A 21142-nucleotide genomic window follows, 5' to 3' on the forward strand; every position below is an offset into this window, starting at 1 on the left:
ACAAATGACTATTGACCAATGACTAATATTTGGAAACAAGGTGAATTAATTGAAATTGCGATCGCCGATCTCACTGATACTGGTGATGGTGTCGGTCGCTATGAAGAGCGTGTGGTATTTGTACCAGATACTGTACCAGGCGATCGCGTCCAGGTACGCTTATTACACGTCAAGCCTAAATATGCTCATGGCAAACTCATACAGCTATTGCACCCATCCCCGCACCGCATTCGCCCAAGTTGCATTGTGGCTGACAAGTGCGGTGGTTGTCAGTGGCAGCATATTAATTATGAATATCAATTAGAAGCCAAACGCAATCAAGTTATTCAAGCTTTGCAACGCATCGGTGGTTTTACTGCACCATCAGTAGATCCCGTATTAACAGCCTTATCACCTTTGGGATACCGCAATAAATCCACTTATCCTGTCAGTGTTTCTACTACTGGGCAAGTCCAAGCAGGATATTACCAAAAGGGTAGCCATCAATTAGTTAACTTAAATCAATGCCCTGTCCAAGATTCTCGCTTAAATCCTTTACTTGCTGAAGTTAAGCAAGACATTCAACAGCGCGGCTGGAAAATTTATAACGAACAGCAACATCAAGGACAAATTCGTCATTTAGGTTTACGCATTGGTCGCCGGACTGGAGAAATGTTGCTGACTTTAGTGGTGAAAGACTGGAAGTTGGCGGGAATTACTGAACAAGCCCAGGAGTGGCTAAAACGCTATCCGCAATTAGTGGGAGTTGCTTTAAATCGCAACCCTGAACGGACAAACGCCATCTTTGGGGCAGAAACTCGCACCATTGCAGGTGTTCCCTATCTGAAAGAAAAATTTGCCGACTTAGAATTTCAAGTCCGCCCAGATACATTTTTCCAAGTTTCTACGGAAACAGCCGAAGCACTATTAGAGGTAATTCAATCAGAATTGAACCTCCAAGGAGATGAGGTGCTAGTTGACGCTTATTGTGGAATTGGTACCTTAACTTTGCCCCTAGCCCAGCGAGTGCGCCAAGCAGTGGGTTTGGAATTGCAAGCCGAAGCCGTAGAACAGGCAATTCTGAATGCCGATCGCAACAGTATACATAACGTTACATTTCAAGTCGGTGCGGTAGAGAATTTACTGCCGCAAATGGGAATAATACCGAATGTGGTCATACTAGATCCGCCACGTAAAGGATGCGATCGCTCTGTCATCGATTCATTACTGCGATCGAAACCTGCTCGCATCGTTTACGTCAGCTGTAAGGTAGCCACACTTGCGCGTGATCTGAAATTATTGTGTCAAGGAGGTACATATACACTTACACGGGTGCAACCTGCTGATTTCTTCCCACAAACATCTCATGTAGAAGCTGCTGCCTTTCTTGTGTTATGACTTTTAAATAAGAGTACTAACTCTTTATCAAAATCTTAAATTGCAAATTTGTAGTCTCTTGCATAGCAACAATGCTAAAATCGTATTAACCTAAAAATAGAAATGATTTTGTTAAAACAACTAACGTTGCATAGACTCTCACTAGTTATGAATCAGGTTGTCTGACATACGAATCGGCAATACAAAAGTCATCCTAATACTTGTAAAAATTTCCAGCAAATTCCCATTTGCTGACTGCAATAGCAGTTTTTTAAAAGCCGTTTTTATGTATCAACAATCGAATTTCATCAACAGAGTAAATGCTCCCTAGCATTTTCAAAACTTAGTATAAAAGACGCAAGTTTGAAGGCAGCATGACCACCTCCAATTTTGTCAGGGTGCGCGTACAAGCAAACTGATGTCTAGCTAACTGAAAGCTATGGGGTTTCTCTTGTGATTAGTATTTCGCTCCGTCCAGTTGGACGCTATTGGGGCACACTTAGTTTTGCCTCTACTCTCTATCTTTGTCCCATATTAGATTTACTGCTGGCAGAAATTCCAGCTAAATTACAAGCAGAATTGCGGCTAGGACTCCAAGAAGCCTTAGTAAATGCCGCTAAACATGGTAATAATCTCGATCCCAGTAAAAGAGTCGTAGTTCGTTTTTCTTTGATAGATAATCAGTATTGGTGGGTCATATCAGACCAAGGTCAAGGTTTTAAGCCAGAACCAAGTTCTGATGAAGATCCGACAGACTATTTACCATCTGATGAGTCAGAAAGTGGTCGCGGTTTATGTCTCCTGCATCAAATTTTTGATCAGGTGCAATGGAGCCGCAAAGGTACAGAATTAAGATTGTGTAAACAGATGGAAAATCGTCCCCGCTTATCTTTGAGGCGATGAGGAAAAGTGTGAAGTATGAATTCTGAAGTATGAAATGTAAGATACTTTCATACTTCAGAGTTCATACTTCAGAATTCTTATGTCCATGAGTTGGACATGGAGGCGCAGATATTGATTTATCTAGCCAACCTGCGGCTTGTTCTAAGCGGGCGAGGGCTTCTTGCGGTTGATTTTTGAGGAGAAATACTAGAGCCGCCGCAGCTTGTTCACTAGCGCGAGAATTGCGGTTAGACTTGAGGCGATGCCAATCGTTAGGAGAGATGGTGAGTCTTTCCATGAGGGCTTGTGCTAGTTCTAGAGTGCTGGGTTCTAAGTGCTGAGTGCTGAGTGCTGAGTGCTGAGTGCTGAGTGCTGTTAGCGGTAGCGGTAGCGGGGCGTTTAGCCCGTGTGGAGGATTAAGAGATTCCATATCTATAAAATTTGGGGATTGACTAGTAACTTTTAACTATTGGCAGAGCTTATATCAATTTTAATTTACTATCAGTCAATGAAGCCGCCGAGAAAGTCACATAATTCTTCTTCTGAAGAAAATCAATCACCGGATTTTGAGCAAGAATTAGCCCAAGTAGAGCGATCGCTCATCACCATCAAAGAACGATACACTCAAATTAAGCTCGATCAAGAGCAAAAGGCACAATGGCAACAACGCCAGCAGGAACTAAAAGAAAATAAACCTCAGACACCAGAAATCAAAGCTGAGTTACGGCAAATTCAAAAACAGTTGGAATTGTTAGAACTTAACTTAGAAAGCCAGCTATTTTCTTGGCGTAGTTTGAAAAAACCTTTCTGGCAAGTCATACGCTTTGGTGGAATGGGCGTTATCATAGGCTGGATATTAAAATCCTATGCTGGGTAAATATGGTAAATCGACGAATTGCAGAAATATTGCGAAGTGGTCAACCTGATGAGTCTCTTGTAGTTCAAGGCTGGGTAAGAACAAAGCGTGACTTGAAAGGATTTGCTTTTATTGAAGTCAATGACGGTTCATCACTAGCGAATTTGCAAGTTGTCATCCATCAGGATTTGCCAGACTTTGAGGCGATTTTGAAAAAACTGAATACAGGTGCGTCAGTTGAAGTTAACGGCGTACTGGTGGCTTCCCAAGGGAAGGGACAGCGCATTGAATTAAAAGCCGAGGCGGTGAAAGTCTACGGTGAAGCTGATCCCGAAACATATCCATTGCAAAAGAAGCGCCACTCTTTTGAATTTTTGCGTACTATCGGACATTTGCGATCGCGCACCAACTCTTTCGGTGCAGTGTTCCGCGTCAGAAATGCTTGTTCAACAGCAATTCACCAATTCTTCCAAGAACGCGACTTTTTGTGGGTACACACCCCCATTATCACCGCCAGTGATTGCGAAGGCGCAGGTGAATTATTTAGCGTCACCAGTTTGGATCTCAAAAATATTCCCCGTACCGACAACCAAGCTGTAGATTATACCCAAGACTTTTTTACTAAACCCACATACTTAACAGTTAGCGGCCAGTTAGAAGCAGAAGTCATGGCGATGGCTTTTTCTAACGTCTATACCTTCGGCCCCACATTCCGCGCTGAAAATTCTAACACCTCCCGTCACCTCGCAGAATTTTGGATGGTTGAGCCAGAAATGGCATTTTGCGATTTAGAAGGTGATATGGATTTAGCCGAGGCATTTCTCAAACATATTTTTAATTATGTGTTAGAAAAATGTCCTGAAGATATGGAATTTTTCAACCAACGCATTGATGATACTGTTTTAGCTACAGCCGAAAATATTATTAACAATCAATTTGAACGGCTGACTTATACAGATGCCATCAAGCTGTTAGAAAAAGCTGATGTTAAGTTTGATTATCCTGTGAGTTGGGGTTTAGATTTACAATCAGAACATGAGCGATATCTAGCCGAACAACTGTTTAAAAAGCCAGTAATTGTTACAGATTATCCAGCGCAAATTAAAGCATTTTATATGCGTTTGAGTGATGATGAAAAGACCGTCCGCGCAATGGATATTCTCGCACCCAAAATTGGGGAAATTATTGGCGGTTCTCAAAGAGAAGAACGTTTAGATGTGTTAGAAAGACGGGTGATAGCACAAGATATGAAACCCGAAGATTTGTGGTGGTATTTAGACTTGCGGCGTTTTGGTACTGTTCCTCACGCTGGCTTTGGTTTGGGTTTTGAAAGACTTGTGCAGTTTATGACAGGTATGGGGAATATTCGTGATGTTATTCCCTTCCCTCGTACACCACAAAATGCTGAATTTTAGTATTTAGTAAATAGTTAAGTAAAACCCGCTAGTGCGGGTTTTTTACCTTTTAACGACAATTAACTGCGGAAGCCGAGTTTACCTTTGTTAAATCACCAGTAAATATCGCTGTGTATTTATATGGTGATGAACCAGTGCAAGTCAGCGAATTTTTATCCGCACGCCGTGGACTCCACCAGGAATCTGCTAGTACTTTTAAAGTTGTGCCATTCCATGACAAATTAGTGATAGCTAAAGAGTTAGTTTTACCATCATTCGGCTTTTTAGCAGTGACAAATGTCGCAGTAGAAACACTACCATTAGTAGGATTAATCTTGGCGATAACGGCTACTTTTGCACCACCACCGTTACCATAAGAAGATAACCAACCGTTCTTAGCAAAGCGGCGAAAATCGTTACCAGTCTGGCTACCAGTTGAAGAGAAAACACCATACAAAACGTTTCCGCCATCCCATAACAACCCATAACCTCTACCATCATCAATGGTTGTTTCATAGTCACTACGACACCATTTTTTCACACCATTATCAAAGCGAATGATGCGGGGATCTTGGTTCTGGGATGATACTTGTTGATAACCAATGTAGATAGTTTTTCCTCCAATAGATATCTTCGGCCCATTTTTCGCTTTGATGCTTGTTTCACTGTCATTGCATGTAAATGCTACACTTTTAGCGAAAGATGTCTTGATACTAGTTTGGGCAACAACTTGAGGAATAACTAAATCAATTCCTAATGCTGCTAATAAAGATAAAAAGGCTAGAGACTGAGAAAATTGGTGGCGATTAATCATGAGTTAGAAGTAGGGAACCCTGTAAAAACCGACACAATAACACAAAATTTACTCAGCGCCAATCTTATTGTTAATATGACTGGGAAATAAATATCTTGGCGGTATAGCCTGGGATATTAGTTAAGCTTTGGGATGTGCGATCGCACCAGATTTCATGTGAATGAATTACACTATCTCAAAGAGTCGAGTCCTTGTATCGCAGCGCGTAACAGATGGCTCATATTCACCCTCTCAAATACCACAAATCCCTTCACAGCCGGAAAATACTCGAATCAAGGCTCCTGACTAGGAAAATTTTCACATTTTCACATTAATGCTATAGCGCTGTAACAAAAGTGTAATAAACCCTGTCTACATTAGTAATAGATTCAAACAACTTTTCAGACAGCAATGCAAAATCAAATACCAGACGGAAATAACCCATTAAATAGCAATTTAGATACCAAATACCGCAAACAAGCGTCTTGGAAGAAAGCAGCAGCTTCTCTATCGCTAGTGTTGCTAGGATCTGGTATGACCTTGACAGGTGGTTATCTGGCTAACCATAAGTCGCAGGTGTCGGAAAGTGCATCGAATTTGGCTTTGAGTCGAGTTAATGCTGCACCGCCTATTGTGGCTGGTACAGACCCTAATTTTGTTACTCAGGTGGTGCAGAAGGTAGGGCCAGCCGTCGTGCGAATTAATTCTTCCCGCACAGTCAAAACCCAATTACCAGAGGAATTTAATGACCCATTGTTGCGCCGCTTTTTTGGTTCACAACTACCAGAAGCGCAACAAAGAGTAGAGCGCGGTACTGGTTCTGGGTTTATTATCAGTGATGATGGTCAGATTTTGACTAATGCTCACGTTGTTGATGGTGCTGATACAGTGACAGTCATCCTCAAGGATGGGCGGAGTTTTCAAGGTAAGGTTTTAGGAAAAGATGAATTAACTGATGTAGCGGTTGTCAAAATTCAAGCCAGCAATTTGCCTACAGTCAGCGTGGGTAACTCTGACCAATTGCAACCCGGAGAATGGGCGATCGCGATCGGCAATCCTTTAGGATTAGATAATACAGTAACTACAGGTATCATCAGCGCCACTGGACGCAGTAGTAATCAAATTGGTGCATCTGATAAGCGTGTAGATTTTATTCAAACTGATGCAGCAATTAATCCTGGTAATTCTGGCGGGCCATTACTCAATGCCCGTGGTGAAGTAATTGCGATGAATACAGCTATTATTCAAGGAGCGCAAGGTATAGGTTTTGCTATTCCTATCGCTACAGCACAACGCATTGCTAATCAATTGATCTCTACAGGTAAAGTTGAGCATCCTTATCTGGGAATTCAGATGATTGGATTAACACCACAACTAAAACAAAATATTAATTCTGACCCCAATAGTGGTTTGAGTATTGATGAAGATAAAGGTGTTTTAGTTGTGAAAGTTATGCCTAATTCACCAGCCGCAAAAGCCGGACTACGTGCGGGTGATGTCATTCAAAAGCTAGAAGGTAACGCTGTTACAGACGCTGAAAGTGTCCAGAAAGCAGTTGATAAAAGTCGAATTGGTGGAGATTTGCGCTTAGAGTTACGCCGTAATGGACAAACAGTCAATTTGTCGGTGCGTCCTGGTGCTTTTCCATCTCAGGTGCAATAGGAGTTAAGTACACTTGTTGATTCATTGAGGTTGGGTGTAAGGGTGTAAGTGAAAAATCTCGTGCATCCTACACCCTTGTGTGAACTAAATAATTAACGGAAGAACAAATATCTTCCACCTATGAGCAGTAAAAAGATGCCATATAATTTTTTCATGGTTTCACTGCTAATAAACGGCTGATTAGCAAATAATGCACCAAAGAGGTTTCCTACTACTAAACCAAGCGCAATCATGACCGCATATTTAATGTTGATGTTGCCGCTACGATGGTAAACTGCTGCGCCTAAAATCCCAATTGGTAAAATTTGAGCGGCGATGGAAGTTCCTGTGGCAAATTTTTGATCCATTCCTAACAACAGTACCATTGCTGGCACCATAATTGCACCGCCACCAATACCGAACATCCCACCAGCAACGCCAGCAGCTAAACCAATGAGTAGCATTTGTACAAGAATATTTGACATACAAAAATATTTGTTTTGTGTGGAATCACAAAATAATTTTAGGGGACAAGATTGATTTGGGTAACATCCCGTGAACTCCTTTTTGAGGACTGTTCACTACTTGGGTGATGCGAAAATTCACGGCTAAACTACACAAAACATAAGCATCTTCTGCTGATAAATTGGCAAAACCTTCAAGAAAAGCAATCATATTTTTTAAAGCTTGTTCTAGGGCTGCATCTAAAGTTTCAGCAAAGCCCATTGTAATGATATCTGTGGGGGTTTCGGCGATGGGTGTTGTCAGAGATAAATCTTTGCGAAGTTTGAGGGAAATTTTACCGTTCATAGAAGTTTCAATGGCGGTAACATTTACTTCTCCATCTCCCTGTGCGGAATGTCCATCACCAAGAGAAAATAATGCGCCAGGAACGTAAATTGGTAAAAATATCCGCGAACCTGCTTGGAGTTCCCGGTTATCGATGTTACCACCATAATTACCGGGGGGAATAGAATTGCGATCGCTTGTAGGAGTCGCCACACCAAGAATACCAAAAAAGGGTTTGAGGGGAATTTTAATCCCACTATTTGCGGGAAATTCTGCAATATTATTAGCTAAATCTAAGGGAATAAATCTCAATGCAGGTTGGGTAAACTGTTCTGGTAAAGCTCCCCAACCTGGACGAATAGCATTAAACCCAACTGGTAAACGAGGTGCGATCGCTTCTAATTTTACCTCTAATACATCTCCTGGTTCAGCATCGCGCACATAAATCGGCCCTGTGAGTAAATGCGGCCCCCCAGCAATTTTGCGTTCGGGTGGTAGATTTTGGCAGATATCCACAAACTCTGGGGTGAGAAACTCTGGCGGTGCTTTGTCATAAATGTAGTAACCCGTGTAGGTTTCCACATCAATGGTGTCACCAGAATCAATCGTCAGTGCTGGTGTTAATAAATGGGAGAAACCACCAAGATGCACTGTTTCTTTGGTAGCTTTTAAAATATGGTGCGTCATTACCGCGATTCTGTGCAAGATTATTGCTTAGAATAGCGGATTAGCTGTTGTAAATCTTGATGTAGTATCGAGATACCTGAACTTTTGAGAGCAGTCGGATATATCGACAGCGTAAGACAAAATTTCTCATAATGCGCGGATGGGTAGGTGTAGAAAATCGCCTTTGCTCAACAATGGCTGGATTCCTTTAATGACAAGCTTTTACAGAAAAATTTAATTAAAATCATCCGCGCACGTTACACAGTAAGCATTTCAGCTATTTAACAAAAATCAATTGACATTTCATCGTGTTAAAATTAACCCATCCGCGAAACCGTACCTTGAAAACTAAATATAGTCAGCTTTTCCGGCTCCCGCCAATTGCAATTCAAACTAATCCCTATTAGGGATTGAAACCTTTTTTACCGTTGTACTCAGTTGTGTGAACTGCAAAAATTGCAATTCAAACTAATCCCTATTAGGGATTGAAACATCAAATCAGTTAAAGACCCTTACTGGGATGAAAAATTGCAATTCAAACTAATCCCTATTAGGGATTGAAACTCCAGTTCGACAAGTCGGGAACTCGTGCGGGTAGTCGGTCAAATTGCAATTCAAACTAATCCCTATTAGGGATTGAAACTCCAAGTTCAGGAAGCGTGGAAGGGCAAATTCCCGTTTAATTGCAATTCAAACTAATCCCTATTAGGGATTGAAACTGGCCGTCCTTCAAAATATGGTGAGCCTTCAAAAATTGCAATTCAAACTAATCCCTATTAGGGATTGAAACGTAGTCGCCTGATTGGGGGCGGATTGCCGGATAAAATTGCAATTCAAACTAATCCCTATTAGGGATTGAAACGAACCTACCCAGAGTCAGCGTAGGTTACTAGGCTAATTGCAATTCAAACTAATCCCTATTAGGGATTGAAACGATTTTGATTTCCACGAAGCCTGATTACGATTTTCAAAATTTCCGGCGACTGAAAATTGCAATTCAAACTAATCCCTATTAGGGATTGAAACGATTTTGATTTCCACGAAGCGTTGTTTATCGCAATTGCAATTCAAACTAATCCCTATTAGGGATTGAAACAAGAAGCGCTCGACGTGATGAGGTAGTAGACAAAATTGCAATTCAAACTAATCCCTATTAGGGATTGAAACAGCGCAATCGAAAAACTCTATTAAGGTGTAATAATTGCAATTCAAACTAATCCCTATTAGGGATTGAAACTTGCTGCCTGGATTTGTCACGAGAAGTTTTAGCAAATTGCAATTCAAACTAATCCCTATTAGGGATTGAAACAGAAGTAATCCGCCGTGGTCGAGGTTTAAAGCTTCAAATTGCAATTCAAACTAATCCCTATTAGGGATTGAAACCTTTGATGCCTTGGCTATTGGCACTCAAGCGGTGAAAAATTGCAATTCAAACTAATCCCTATTAGGGATTGAAACGACACTAAAGTTGCCAACAATAAAGAGTTTATCAATTGCAATTCAAACTAATCCCTATTAGGGATTGAAACACTTCACACTGCCACCCATGTTTTTTTGTTGTGCCATAGAATTGCAATTCAAACTAATCCCTATTAGGGATTGAAACACTATCGACTATTTCATACATTAAATAATTTTTGAAATTGCAATTCAAACTAATCCCTATTAGGGATTGAAACATTTTCTACTATTAAGCCTGAGCCTTTAACTCAAAATTGCAATTCAAACTAATCCCTATTAGGGATTGAAACAGCTTCTGGCATCACAGCTTTAAATGCTCAGATAATTGCAATTCAAACTAATCCCTATTAGGGATTGAAACATTAGCTATTTACTAATTCATTATATAGCTATAGCCAGTTTTATTAGGACGCTGCGTGCTTGAGAACGAATTCGATAGCATCACGTAAATGATCACAATTGTGTAATTGTTTGCGAATCCTACTTTTTAACCATGCCCAACACTTCTCAATACGATTAAGGTCTGGTGAATAGGGAGGTAAATAAACAAGTTCACAGCCTGCATCATGTATGAGTTGGGCAATTCGACCACCATGATGAAACGTCGCATTATCCACAATTACCCACTCACCGGGACGCAAAACCGGAATCAAACATGTTTCTAGCCAGGTTTCAAACACTGTGCGGTTACACGCCCCCTCGACTGTAAATGGGGCAATCAATTGATTATCCCGATACCCAGCAATCATGTTAATGCGTCCCTGTCGCCGACCGGATTTGAGGTCGTAAAATCGTTCCCCTGTTGGTGAGTACCCATAGCCGTAGTTATCTCGTTCATCCATTCCCGATTCATCGACATAAACCAAGTGTGGTGCTTTTGGGTTCTTCAGTTGTGCTAGAAAGGTTGCTCGTTTGGCTTCATCTCGTTGACAGTAGCCATATGTTTTTTTTTACGGGTGTGTCCAATTTTCTGCAATGCCCGTGAAATCGTGCGTTGACTAATCTCTCCTTCCCATAACTCTACCATTTGGACTTGAGTTTTATCACCATTTGCTTTGACAAATGCGCGAAACTTCTCCCAATCATCGATTTTGCCACCCCTTTGGCATTCCTGCCTCGATTTGACCTTGATATCACCCGTTTGGGCTTTTCTTTGACACCACAAGTTAATCGTATTGCGACTGATATTGAACAATTGGCTCGCCTCACTCTTTTTGAGACCGTCCAACTCAATTGCTTGCATCACCTTTTGCCGGAAATCATCACTATAGGGTTTAGCCATCTGAGTTTGAATCGCAATACTAGGAATACTTCATAGTTTATGTCCTAATCTTATTGGCTACAGCTATACTTAACAGTATATAAATTGCAATTCAAACTAATCCCTATTAGGGATTGAAACTCCTGCTTCAGTTCTGGCTCAATATCAGCCGTAAGCTTTGCAAAATTGCAATTCAAACTAATCCCTATTAGGGATTGAAACACGCCTAGCCCTGCAAGGTTAATTGCGGCGATTAAAATTGCAATTCAAACTAATCCCTATTAGGGATTGAAACAAGCTAATTTGTTCCCTGAGTTGTGCGCTGGAACATTGCAATTTAAACTAATCCCTATTAGGGATTGAAACATTATTTTACATTCTCATGAATACAATGAGATTTTGCGTAAGTTCTGTGAATATTTAGAGTTTGATTTTGTTGGGTTTCGCTATTGCTCCACCCAACCTACTTTTTTCAGATTTCAGTCTTTACCGATATAACCAGACGCGCAATAGAGAAAGTAACTGCTCAATATCTACAGGTTTGGTGATGTAGTCTGATGCGCCGGATTCGATGCACTTTTCGCGATCGCCTTGCATGGCTTTGGCGGTGAGGGCAATAATTGGTAAGGCTCTGAATCGTTCATTTTGCCGAATTAAGCGGGTTGTCTCGTAACCGTCCATTTCGGGCATCATCACATCCATTAACACCACATCAATATCTTGTGTAGTTTCTAACATGGTGATGCCATCTCTGCCGTTTTCTGCATAGATTACCTGCATGTGATAGCGTTCTAGCATACTGGTCAAGGCAAAGATATTCCGAACATCGTCATCAACAATTAATACTTTTTTATTTGCCAGGATGTAGTCACGGGAGTGGAGTTGTTCGAGTATTTGCCGTTTGGGTTCTGGTAAAGCAGCTTGGACTCGGTGCAAGAACAATGTAGTTTCATCAAGCAAACGTTCGGGCGATCGCACATCTTTGACAATGATGGTTTCTGTAATCCTCCGCAGTTCTGCTTCTTGGGCTTTATTCAATTCGATGCCAGTGTAAATAATGATGGGTAAAAACTCACCATTGGGCTGCTGCTTAATTTGTTGTAGCAGTTCAAACCCATTCATATCGGGTAGCCCTAAATCTAGCACCAGACAATCAAATTGTTGAGAAATAATTGCCTCTAAGGCTTCTGCACCAGTGGCGACGGCGGTAGTAGCAACATCGCTATTACCAATTAACTCCACAATGCTATGGCGTTGAGTATCATCATCTTCAACTACCAGCAAACTCTTCACCCGCCGTTCCACAAAACCTTTAATTTTGTTTAAAGCCTCAGATATACTTTCGCTGCTGGCTGGTTTTTGTAAATATGCTAATGCGCCTAGTTGCAAACTGCGTCGTTTGCCTTCTTCGACGGTCATGATATGTACAGGAATGTGGCGGGTATTTGGATCATGTTTTAAGCGATCTAGTACAGTCCAACCATCCATATCAGGTAGGCGGATATCGAGTAAAATCCCCACAGGCTGGAATTGCTGGGCTAAGACTAAACCATTACTACCACTTTGGGCGGCAATAACTTTGAATCCTTGCTGCTGTGCCATTTCTAAGAGGATGCGGGCAAAATGAATGTCATCTTCGACAATTAACAAGACGCGATCGCCATTGTTGATATCAATGCGATCGTCTTCTAGGAGTGCTGTTAGCGGTAGCGGGGTGTTCAGCCCGTGCTGAGTGGGGAGTGCTGAGTGGGGAGTGCTGAGTGGGGAGTGCTGAGTAGGAACTAGTTGAGATGTCAATTCCGGCGTGATAAATGCTGAGTCTGAATTGAATTGTGGCAAGTAGAAAGTAAATGTACTGCCTTGAGTGAGGCTACTTACTAAGGTAATTTCTCCACCAAACAGACGGGCAATTTCGCGGCTGATGGATAAGCCTAGCCCTGTACCGCCGTATTTACGGCTGGTAGTGCCATCGGCTTGTTGAAATGCTTCAAAAATCACTTTTTGCTTTTCGGGGGCAATACCAATCCCTGTATCGACGACAGAAAAGGCAACTACTATTGGGGCGCGGTTCAAGGTTTCTTGATTAATACTCCATCCTTGCTTGGCGACATCTATTCGCAAGCTTACTTCACCGCGATCGGTAAATTTAAAGGCGTTGGAAAGGAGATTTTTCAGGACTTGTTGCAAGCGTTTGGGGTCAGTATAAATCGCTTTGGGAAGTTCAGCGCCTAATTCAATGGTGAAATTGAGTCCTTTATCTTGGGCGATTTGGCGGAAGGTGCGATCGGTTTGCTCTCGCAAATCTGTAACTAACATTTGCGACATATCAATAGACATGGTTCCCGATTCAATTTTCGCCAAATCGAGGATGTCATTAATCAACGCCAACAAGTCATTTCCGGCTGAGTAAATGGTGCGGCTGTATTCAACTTGTTTAGTGCTGAGATTCCCATCGATGTTATCTGTCAACAACTTCGCCAAAATTAACAGGCTATTTAAAGGTGTCCGCAGTTCGTGGGACATATTCGCCAGAAATTCTGATTTGTATTTGGATGATAGGGCGAGTTGGGCTGCTTTTTCTTCTAAAGAAAGTCTGGCTTGTTCAATTTCGCGGTTTTTCCATTCAACTTCTTTCTTTTGCTGCGCCAACAACTCGGCTTTTTCTTCGAGTTCGGCGTTGGTTTGCTGGAGTTCTTCTTGTTGTGTTCTGAGTAAGTCTTCCGAAGTCTTCAGAGATTGAGCTTGTTGTTCGAGGCGTTTGTTAGTTTCTTTGAGTTCGTTTTGCTGAGTTTGCAGTTCTTCGGCTAAAGATTGGGACTGTTTGAGTAATTCTTCGGTACGCATGGAAGCGGCGATGGTGTTGAGAACGATCGCAATACTTTCGGTAAGTTGGTCGAAGAATGTTAAGTGAATCTCACTAAAGCGGCGGAAGGAAGCGAGTTCAATCACCGCTGTGACTTGTCCTTCAAACAAAACGGGTAAAACTACAGCGTTGAGTGGGGCTGATTCACCCAAACCAGAACTAATTTTGACATAATCCATCGGGACTTCGGTTAACAAAATTCGCTCTTTTTCTAACGCGCATTGTCCGACTAAACCTTCGCCCAAGTGAAAACGATTTGCGAGATGTTTGCGTTCGCGGTATGCGTAACTGCTAAGTAATTTGAGATACGCCTGTTGTTGTTCACCCGCATCCATTAAGTAGAATACGCCGTGTTGTGCGCCTACCAATGGTGCAAGTTCCGAGAGAATTAATTTGGAGACTGTTTCTAAATCGCGCTGACCTTGCAGCATTCGCGTGAATTTCGCTAAGTTGGTCTTTAACCAGTCTTGTTCTGTGTTTTTCTGGGTTGTTTCGCGCAAATTGGCAATCATCTGGTTGATGTTGTCTTTCAGGATTGCCACTTCTCCTAGTGCTTCCACGGAAATCGACCGGGTTAAGTCGCCTTTTGTTACTGCGGTTGCTACTTCGGCGATCGCCCTTAACTGAGTTGTCAGGGTCGCCGCCAGTTCGTTTACGTTGTCTGTTAAGTCTTTCCAGGTTCCCGCCGCCCCTGGTACCCTAGCTTGACCGCCGAGTTTCCCTTCAATTCCCACTTCCCGCGCCACGGTTGTTACCTGATTGGCAAAGGTCGCTAGGGTATCAATCATTTCGTTGATGGTTTCCGCCAAGGTTTCAATTTCACCCTTCGCATCTAGCATCAATTTCCGCTTCAAGTCACCATTTGCAACGGCGGTTACAACTCGTGCAATACCTCGCACCTGGGCTGTCAAATTCCCTGCCATCGAGTTCACATTATCGGTGAGGTCTTTCCATGTACCCGCCACACCTTGCACCACAGCTTGACCGCCTAATTTCCCTTCCGTTCCCACCTCTCGCGCCACCCGCGTTACTTCACTAGCAAAGGAACTGAGTTGATCCACCATTGTGTTGATGGTGTTCTTCAAGTCGAGAATTTCACCCTTCACATCCACAGTGATTTTCTTCGACAAGTCCCCATTCGCCACCGCCTTAGTTACTTCGGCGATATTCCGTACCTGGGCTGTCAAGTTACCCGCCATTGAGTTGACGTTATCGGTAAGGTCTTTCCACGTCCCACCAACGCCGCGGACATAGGCTTGGACACCGAGTTTACCTTCCGTTCCCACCTCCCGCGCCACCCGCGTTACTTCTGATGCGAAGGAGTTGAGTTGATCCACCATTGTATTAATCGTGTTTTTCAGTTCGAGAATTTCACCCTTAACATCCACGGTGATTTTCTTGGATAAGTCGCCATTCGCCACCGCTGTTGTTACATCTGCAATGTTCCGCACTTGGGCTGTCAAACTTCCCGCCATGAAGTTCACACTGTCAGTGAGGTCTTTCCACGTCCCCGCCACACCTTTAACTTCTGCTTGGACACCGAGTTTACCTTCCGTTCCCACCTCACGCGCTACCCGCGTTACTTCACTGGCGAAGGAATTAAGTTGATCCACCATTGTATTGACGGTGTTTTTCAGTTCGAGAATTTCCCCTTTCACATCCACAGAGATTTTCTTGGATAAGTCGCCATTCGCCACCGCCGTTGTCACCGCCGCGATGTTTCGTACTTGGGCTGTCAAACTTCCCGCCATGAAGTTTACAGAGTCGGTCAAGTCTTTCCACGTACCCGCCACACCTTTGACATCTGCTTGTACGCCCAGTTTTCCTTCACTTCCTACTTCCCGCGCTACCCTTGTTACCTCAGATGCGAAGGAGTTTAGCTGATCCACCATGATATTGATGGTGTTCTTGAGTTCGAGAATTTCCCCTTTCACTTGGACAGTGATTTTCTTCGACAAGTCACCATTGGCGATCGCTGTGGCAACTTCCGCTATACTACGTACTTGGTCGGTGAGGTTCCCCGCCATCATATTCACCGCACCTGTCAAGTCTTTCCAAGTTCCCGCAACCCCTCGCACTTCTGCTTGTACGCCGAGTTTTCCTTCTGTACCCACCTCACGGGCTACTCTGGTTACTTCCGATGCAAAGGAACTCAGTTGATCCACCATTGTGTTGATGGTGTTTTTCAACTCCAGAATTTCGCCCTTCACATCCACAGTGATTTTCTTCGACAAGTCGCCATTCGCCACCGCCGTTGTCACATCAGCGATGTTTCTTACCTGGGCTGTCAAGCTTCCCGCCATGAAGTTTACCGAGTCAGTTAAGTCCTTCCACGTACCCGCCACCCCGCGGACTTCTGCTTGTACGCCGAGTTTTCCTTCACTTCCTACCTCTCGCGCCACCCGTGTTACTTCCGAGGCGAAGGAGTTGAGTTGATCCACCATTGTGTTGATGGTGTTTTTCAACTCTAAGATTTCACCCTTCACATCCACGGTGATTTTCTTTGACAAGTCCCCATTCGCCACCGCTGTTGTTACCTCGGCGATGTTCCGCACTTGGGCTGTCAAACTTCCCGCCATGAAGTTCACGCTGTCGGTCAAATCTTTCCACGTACCCGCCACACCTTTGACATCTGCTTGTACGCCGAGTTTCCCTTCACTTCCTACTTCTCGCGCTACCCTGGTTACTTCTGACACAAATGAACTGAGTTGATCCACCATGATGTTGATAGTGTTTTTCAACTCCAGAATTTCGCCCTTCACATCTACTGTAATTTTCTTCGATAAATCACCATTAGCGATCGCAGTTGCTACTTCCGCAATATTCCGCACCTGTCCGGTCAGGTTACCCGCCATCAAGTTCACGTTGTCGGTGAGGTCTTTCCAGGTTCCCGCCACACCACGGACTTCTGCTTGTACGCCTAATTTTCCTTCCGTTCCCACTTCCCGCGCTACTCTGGTTACTTCCGACGCAAAGGAGTTGAGTTGATCCACCATTGTATTAATCGTGTTTTTCAACTCTAAAATTTCGCCCTTCACATCTACCGTGATTTTCTTCGACAAGTCCCCATTCGCTACCGCTGTTGTTACCTCGGCGATGTTCCGCACTTGGGCTGTCAAACTTCCCGCCATGAAGTTCACGCTGTCGGTCAAATCTTTCCACGTACCCGCCACACCTTTGACATCTGCTTGTACGCCGAGTTTCCCTTCACTTCCTACTTCTCGCGCTACCCTGGTTACTTCTGACACAAATGAACTGAGTTGATCCACCATGATGTTGATAGTGTTTTTCAACTCCAGAATTTCGCCCTTCACATCTACTGTAATTTTCTTCGATAAATCACCATTAGCGATCGCAGTTGCTACTTCCGCAATATTCCGCACCTGTCCGGTCAGGTTACCCGCCATCAAGTTCACGTTGTCGGTGAGGTCTTTCCAGGTTCCCGCCACACCACGGACTTCTGCTTGTACTCCTAATTTTCCTTCCGTTCCCACTTCCCGCGCCACCCGCGTTACTTCCGACGCAAAGGAATTTAACTGATCCACCATTGTGTTGACGGTGTTTTTCAACTCCAGAATTTCGCCTTTGACATTAACAGTAATTTTCTTCGATAAATCACCATTGGCGATCGCAGTTGCAACTTCCGCAATGTTCCGCACCTGTCCTGTCAAATTTCCCGCCATCAAGTTCACGTTGTCGGTGAGGTCTTTCCAAGTCCCCGCCACACCTTTGACTTCCGCTTGTACCCCTAGTTTTCCTTCTGTTCCGACTTCCCGTGCTACCCGTGTTACCTCTGATGCAAAAGAACCCAGCCGATCCACCATTGTGTTGACGATATTGGCTGTTTGCAGAAACTCACCTTTGAGGGCTTTACCATCTAGTTCTGTAGGGATGGTTTGAGATAAATCTCCATTCGCAACCGCCCGAATCACCCGTGTAGTCTCGGCGGTGGGTTGGACTAAATCTGTAATTAGAGTATTGACAGAATTGACACAATCTGACCAAGAACCGCGCACAGTTCCCATAGAAGCGCGTTCAGTAATTTTGCCATCTTTCCCAACAACATTACCAATCCGCTGTAGTTCTAATGCCATACGCTCATTCTGGTCAATAATATCGTTGAGCGTGTCAGCTATTTTCCCCGCCAGCCCCGTTTGGTCTACAGACATCCGCACAGAAAAATCACCTTTCTTAACAGCAGTTAGTGTTTTTAGCAGTTGCTTTAAATCAAGATTGTCGGTTTCTCTGGTTAATTGTTCGGTTGTCATTGCTATATCCTTGGGAAACTGGGAAGTAATGTTGGGGCAATAATTATTAAGACTGCACAATGCTGCTGTTTAAGAGCGAGAATTAGTCTTAATCAAGACATCTAGCAAAAAAATAGGTGTTTTGAATGAATAAATTTATGCTTTAGTACAAGCGCTTTTAAAAATATAATTACTTTGCTTATTTATAAATAAACTATGACTGAAGATAGAAAAAATCGTTTTTCAGATACTAGATTCATTATTAATTGCGATGGATCATTTTAACTCTATAATTAAGTTTACTTTAGGACGAGGAAGATATTATTTCTATCTAACGTAAGATAGAGGGCAAGAAACAATAAATCTGTTATTTTAATGGTTTTTTAACGCGGTGTGGTGCAAAGTCAGCGCAAAGTTACGCAGAGTTAGTTTGTGCTGCGGTATTTATCAATTAAAAAAGGTAAAATTTTTAAGTAATATGTTTACTAACAAAGCTAACTACATCAGTTAGTCCTGATTGAGTTTTTAAATTAGTAAAGATAAAGGGTTTTTCACCGCGCATTTTTTTTGCATCTCGTTCCATCACGTTTAAATCTGCGCCGACGAATGGTGCAAGGTCAGTTTTATTAATGACTAATAAATCAGATTTGGTAATTCCTGGCCCACCTTTGCGGGGAATTTTATCGCCAGCAGCTACATCAATTACGTAAATTGTTAAGTCGACTAATTCTGGACTGAAAGTAGCGGCTAAATTATCACCACCACTTTCTAAAAAGACTAAATCTAAATTATCAAAACGCTCTTCTAATTGTTCAATAGCGGCTAAATTCATCGAAGCATCTTCACGAATCGCTGTGTGGGGACAACCACCAGTTTCCACACCCAAAATGCGATCGCTGTTTAAAGCCTGAGAACGTACTAAAAACTGTGCATCCTCTTGAGTATAAATATCATTCGTCACCACAGCAAGATGATAGCGATCGCGCAACGCTTTACATAAAGCATCCACTAAAGCCGTCTTTCCGGAACCTACAGGGCCTGCAACACCTACTCTAAATGCGGTCATAAATTAAAAGGCAAAAGTTAAAAGGCAAAAGGCAAAAGTTAAAAAGATAAAATTTCACACTTCATACTTCATCCTCAACTTCTAAACAACCTCGTATACTGTGTTTCATGCTGCATACTCGCTAGAGACAAACCCCAACTACAACAACTCAGTTCATCATCTTCTAAAACGAGAATTTCTTGCAAGGTCGCACTAATTAACGGCTGTAAATCTAGCAATAATGCTTGTCCGGCTGTTTGTCCGAGGGGGATAAGTTTAACTCCGGCGGTGATGAGATTACTTGTCCAACTATGCAGATATGCGAGTAAAGCAGCATTTAGATGAATTTGCCAATGGGCGACAGCGATACCAAAAGCGATCGCATAATTGCAAGGATTACCCACACTATTAATCGTAGGTAGTAGTTCTGGTTGTAGTTTACCAAGTAATTGAGCCAGCGATCGCCCCATTTGCCAACTTGAATTACGTAATTCTTGAGTTTCTCGCGCCGCCGATAACCAGTGATTCCAATAAGATAGGGTTTCTAAATTCCCCATTTTCGCAGATTCCGCCGCCCGTAACATTACCGCTGCTTCCAGGCGAATTGCACCGTAACGTAATTCCGAGGTTAACCAGTGTTTGAGAGTCTCTTGATTGGCAATTATGCCATCTTCCACTAAAGTTTCCAAACCTTCCGAATAACTATAAGCCCCCACAGGTAAAGCTGGACTGGCTAACTGCAAAATCCCCAAAAAATGAATATCAGTGAGGGTGATGGTGTCCATAAGCCCCTAATTCTGGCTGAAACGGTGCAATTTCCTCAGTAATTTCCAGTCCTAACTGTACTAACATCCCACATAAAACCCCATCTGGTGATAAGCGTAAATAACTCGGTGTAATTTCCACCGCCACATGACGATTTCCCAGATGGTATGCTGCCCGCATTAATAAAAGTGATGAAGTAGCCGATACAGTCAGCACAGGTTCCGGTTTCGCAACAATTCTCATTAAACTACCATCATTTTCATCTTGTAAAATATCGCCATCCCGTAACACCGTCCCCCGTGGTAAACGCAAAAACACAACCTGTCCATCCGCCATCTCAAACCGATGACGACTGCGGGTGCGTTCTTCCGCCGTCAGTGCTAAAGTTAAACTCACCACAGCATCAGCATCGGGTGGTTTTCGCTGAGTCAAGATCATCTTTGCGCCTTTGCGCCTTTGCGCGAAATATTCATCATCCAACATTTTGATATTATTAACAAAGTGAGCGATCGCTAAAACTATGGCAAAGCGTAAAAAAAGCAATCTCCAGTGGATTAAAGAAACGCTTGATCTCCAACCTGATCATCACTGGGAATCTCCATCGGGCTATAAAATTTTTGTCGCCAACCGGGGGGCTGTTCGCTTCAACGTTCCCCAAAATTGGGTTTTTGAACCCCAAGAAAAATCTTTCAAGTTCATGGATAAAAAACCGCCCAAAGATGACTGCTGTCTAGAAGTATCTTTCAATCATTTACCGCCTAATGACTGGACTTTGTTTCCCCTCAAAGCCACCTTAAAGAAAGTCGTAGAAGAAGACAGTCGTGATGTGATTGAAAAGGGAGAAGTTTTTACCATCAAGCGTCAAACAGCCAGAATTGTTTGGACAGAATTGAAGTTTATTGACGTACAAGCAGAACCACGGGAAGCTTTTTCCCGGATTTGCATTGGCTTAGGCTCGAATATACAATGTTTAATTACCTTTGATTTTTGGGCAGACCAAGCAGAACAGTTAACACCTGTTTGGGATGAAGCTATGCGTAGTCTCACCCTAGGATTGTATATTCGTGACCCCAGAACAGGTTTAGCTTTCCCTGATTAAGAGTGCTGAGTGCTGTCACCTTTC

Annotated in this window: 15 protein-coding genes and 2 CRISPR repeat arrays; of the genes, 6 read left to right on the forward strand and 9 right to left on the reverse strand. The window is 42.9% G+C overall.

What is annotated here, in order from left to right; all coding sequences use genetic code 11:
- Window positions 1-18 precede the first annotated feature (18 nt).
- Both rlmD and NOS7107_RS14600 read left to right on the forward strand, forming a co-directional pair.
- The gene (gene rlmD, locus NOS7107_RS14595) at window positions 19-1377 is read left to right on the forward strand and encodes a 23S rRNA (uracil(1939)-C(5))-methyltransferase RlmD (protein ID WP_015113751.1); all 1359 of its coding nucleotides are present in this window, start codon (window positions 19-21) and stop codon (window positions 1375-1377) included.
- Between the two features lie 432 nt (window positions 1378-1809).
- On the forward strand, window positions 1810-2259 hold the full coding sequence (locus NOS7107_RS14600; RefSeq protein WP_015113752.1) for an anti-sigma regulatory factor: 450 nt from the start codon (window positions 1810-1812) through the stop codon (window positions 2257-2259).
- Between the two features lie 61 nt (window positions 2260-2320).
- On the opposite strand, the gene NOS7107_RS29410 is transcribed toward NOS7107_RS14600, so the two are convergent.
- On the reverse strand, window positions 2321-2668 hold the full coding sequence (locus NOS7107_RS29410; RefSeq protein WP_015113753.1) for a DUF6439 family protein: 348 nt from the start codon (window positions 2666-2668) through the stop codon (window positions 2321-2323).
- Window positions 2669-2746: 78 nt separating this feature from the next.
- On the opposite strand from NOS7107_RS29410, the gene NOS7107_RS14610 reads away from it, so the two are divergent.
- A complete protein-coding gene (locus tag NOS7107_RS14610) occupies window positions 2747-3115 on the forward strand; it encodes a hypothetical protein (RefSeq protein ID WP_015113754.1) in 369 nt (122 codons plus the stop codon).
- A gap of 2 nt (window positions 3116-3117) precedes the next feature.
- Window positions 3118-4509 carry an asparagine--tRNA ligase gene (asnS, locus tag NOS7107_RS14615; protein ID WP_015113755.1) on the forward strand — a complete coding sequence of 464 codons (1392 nt, stop codon included), beginning with the start codon at window positions 3118-3120 and terminating at the stop codon, window positions 4507-4509.
- Between the two features lie 49 nt (window positions 4510-4558).
- Here the strand turns inward: asnS and NOS7107_RS14620 are convergent, their stop codons facing one another.
- Entirely contained in the window at window positions 4559-5302 is a 744-nt protein-coding gene (locus NOS7107_RS14620; RefSeq protein ID WP_015113756.1) for a hypothetical protein, read from the reverse strand.
- A 390-nt stretch (window positions 5303-5692) separates the two neighbouring features.
- Between NOS7107_RS14620 and NOS7107_RS14625 the strand changes: the two genes are divergently transcribed.
- Window positions 5693-6943: an HhoA/HhoB/HtrA family serine endopeptidase gene (locus tag NOS7107_RS14625; protein WP_015113757.1), complete on the forward strand. Its 1251-nt coding sequence runs from the start codon at window positions 5693-5695 to the stop codon at window positions 6941-6943.
- 92 nt (window positions 6944-7035) lie between these two features.
- On the opposite strand, the gene NOS7107_RS14630 is transcribed toward NOS7107_RS14625, so the two are convergent.
- The 7 genes from NOS7107_RS14630 to ureE form a co-directional block, all read right to left on the reverse strand.
- Window positions 7036-7407 carry a sulfite exporter TauE/SafE family protein gene (locus tag NOS7107_RS14630; protein WP_015113758.1) on the reverse strand — a complete coding sequence of 124 codons (372 nt, stop codon included), beginning with the start codon at window positions 7405-7407 and terminating at the stop codon, window positions 7036-7038.
- A 25-nt stretch (window positions 7408-7432) separates the two neighbouring features.
- Window positions 7433-8398 (reverse strand): acetamidase/formamidase family protein, encoded by a 966-nt coding sequence (locus tag NOS7107_RS14635; RefSeq protein WP_015113759.1) that lies wholly within the window; start codon window positions 8396-8398, stop codon window positions 7433-7435.
- 358 nt (window positions 8399-8756) lie between these two features.
- A CRISPR array of direct repeats spans window positions 8757-10199; the repeat unit is 38 nt; unit sequence AATTGCAATTCAAACTAATCCCTATTAGGGATTGAAAC.
- Window positions 10200-10242: 43 nt separating this feature from the next.
- Window positions 10243-11120, reverse strand: a protein-coding gene (locus NOS7107_RS27870; protein ID WP_253274444.1) for an IS630 family transposase whose coding sequence is annotated in 2 segments (ribosomal slippage) — window positions 10243-10788 and window positions 10791-11120 — 876 coding nt in all. Because the reading frame shifts where the segments join, the coding sequence is not laid out codon by codon here.
- A gap of 93 nt (window positions 11121-11213) precedes the next feature.
- Window positions 11214-11466: a CRISPR direct-repeat array (repeat unit 28 nt; unit sequence AAACTAATCCCTATTAGGGATTGAAACA).
- 119 nt (window positions 11467-11585) lie between these two features.
- Entirely contained in the window at window positions 11586-18230 is a 6645-nt protein-coding gene (locus NOS7107_RS14650) for a HAMP domain-containing protein (RefSeq protein ID WP_015113760.1), read from the reverse strand.
- Between the two features lie 448 nt (window positions 18231-18678).
- Window positions 18679-19275, reverse strand: coding sequence for an urease accessory protein UreG (gene ureG / locus NOS7107_RS14655; protein ID WP_015113761.1), 597 nt, complete (start codon window positions 19273-19275; stop codon window positions 18679-18681).
- A gap of 74 nt (window positions 19276-19349) precedes the next feature.
- Window positions 19350-20039: an urease accessory protein UreF gene (locus tag NOS7107_RS14660; RefSeq protein ID WP_015113762.1), complete on the reverse strand. Its 690-nt coding sequence runs from the start codon at window positions 20037-20039 to the stop codon at window positions 19350-19352.
- Window positions 20017-20457 (reverse strand): urease accessory protein UreE, encoded by a 441-nt coding sequence (gene ureE / locus NOS7107_RS14665; protein WP_044500813.1) that lies wholly within the window; start codon window positions 20455-20457, stop codon window positions 20017-20019. The genes NOS7107_RS14660 and ureE overlap by 23 nt, the downstream gene beginning before the upstream one ends.
- Before the next feature lie 82 nt (window positions 20458-20539).
- Between ureE and NOS7107_RS14670 the strand changes: the two genes are divergently transcribed.
- A complete protein-coding gene (locus tag NOS7107_RS14670; protein ID WP_015113764.1) occupies window positions 20540-21118 on the forward strand; it encodes a hypothetical protein in 579 nt (192 codons plus the stop codon).
- Window positions 21119-21142: the final 24 nt, after the last annotated feature.

Origin of the sequence: Nostoc sp. PCC 7107 (assembly GCF_000316625.1) — a bacterium.
Classification (GTDB): Bacteria; Cyanobacteriota; Cyanobacteriia; order Cyanobacteriales; family Nostocaceae; genus Nostoc_B.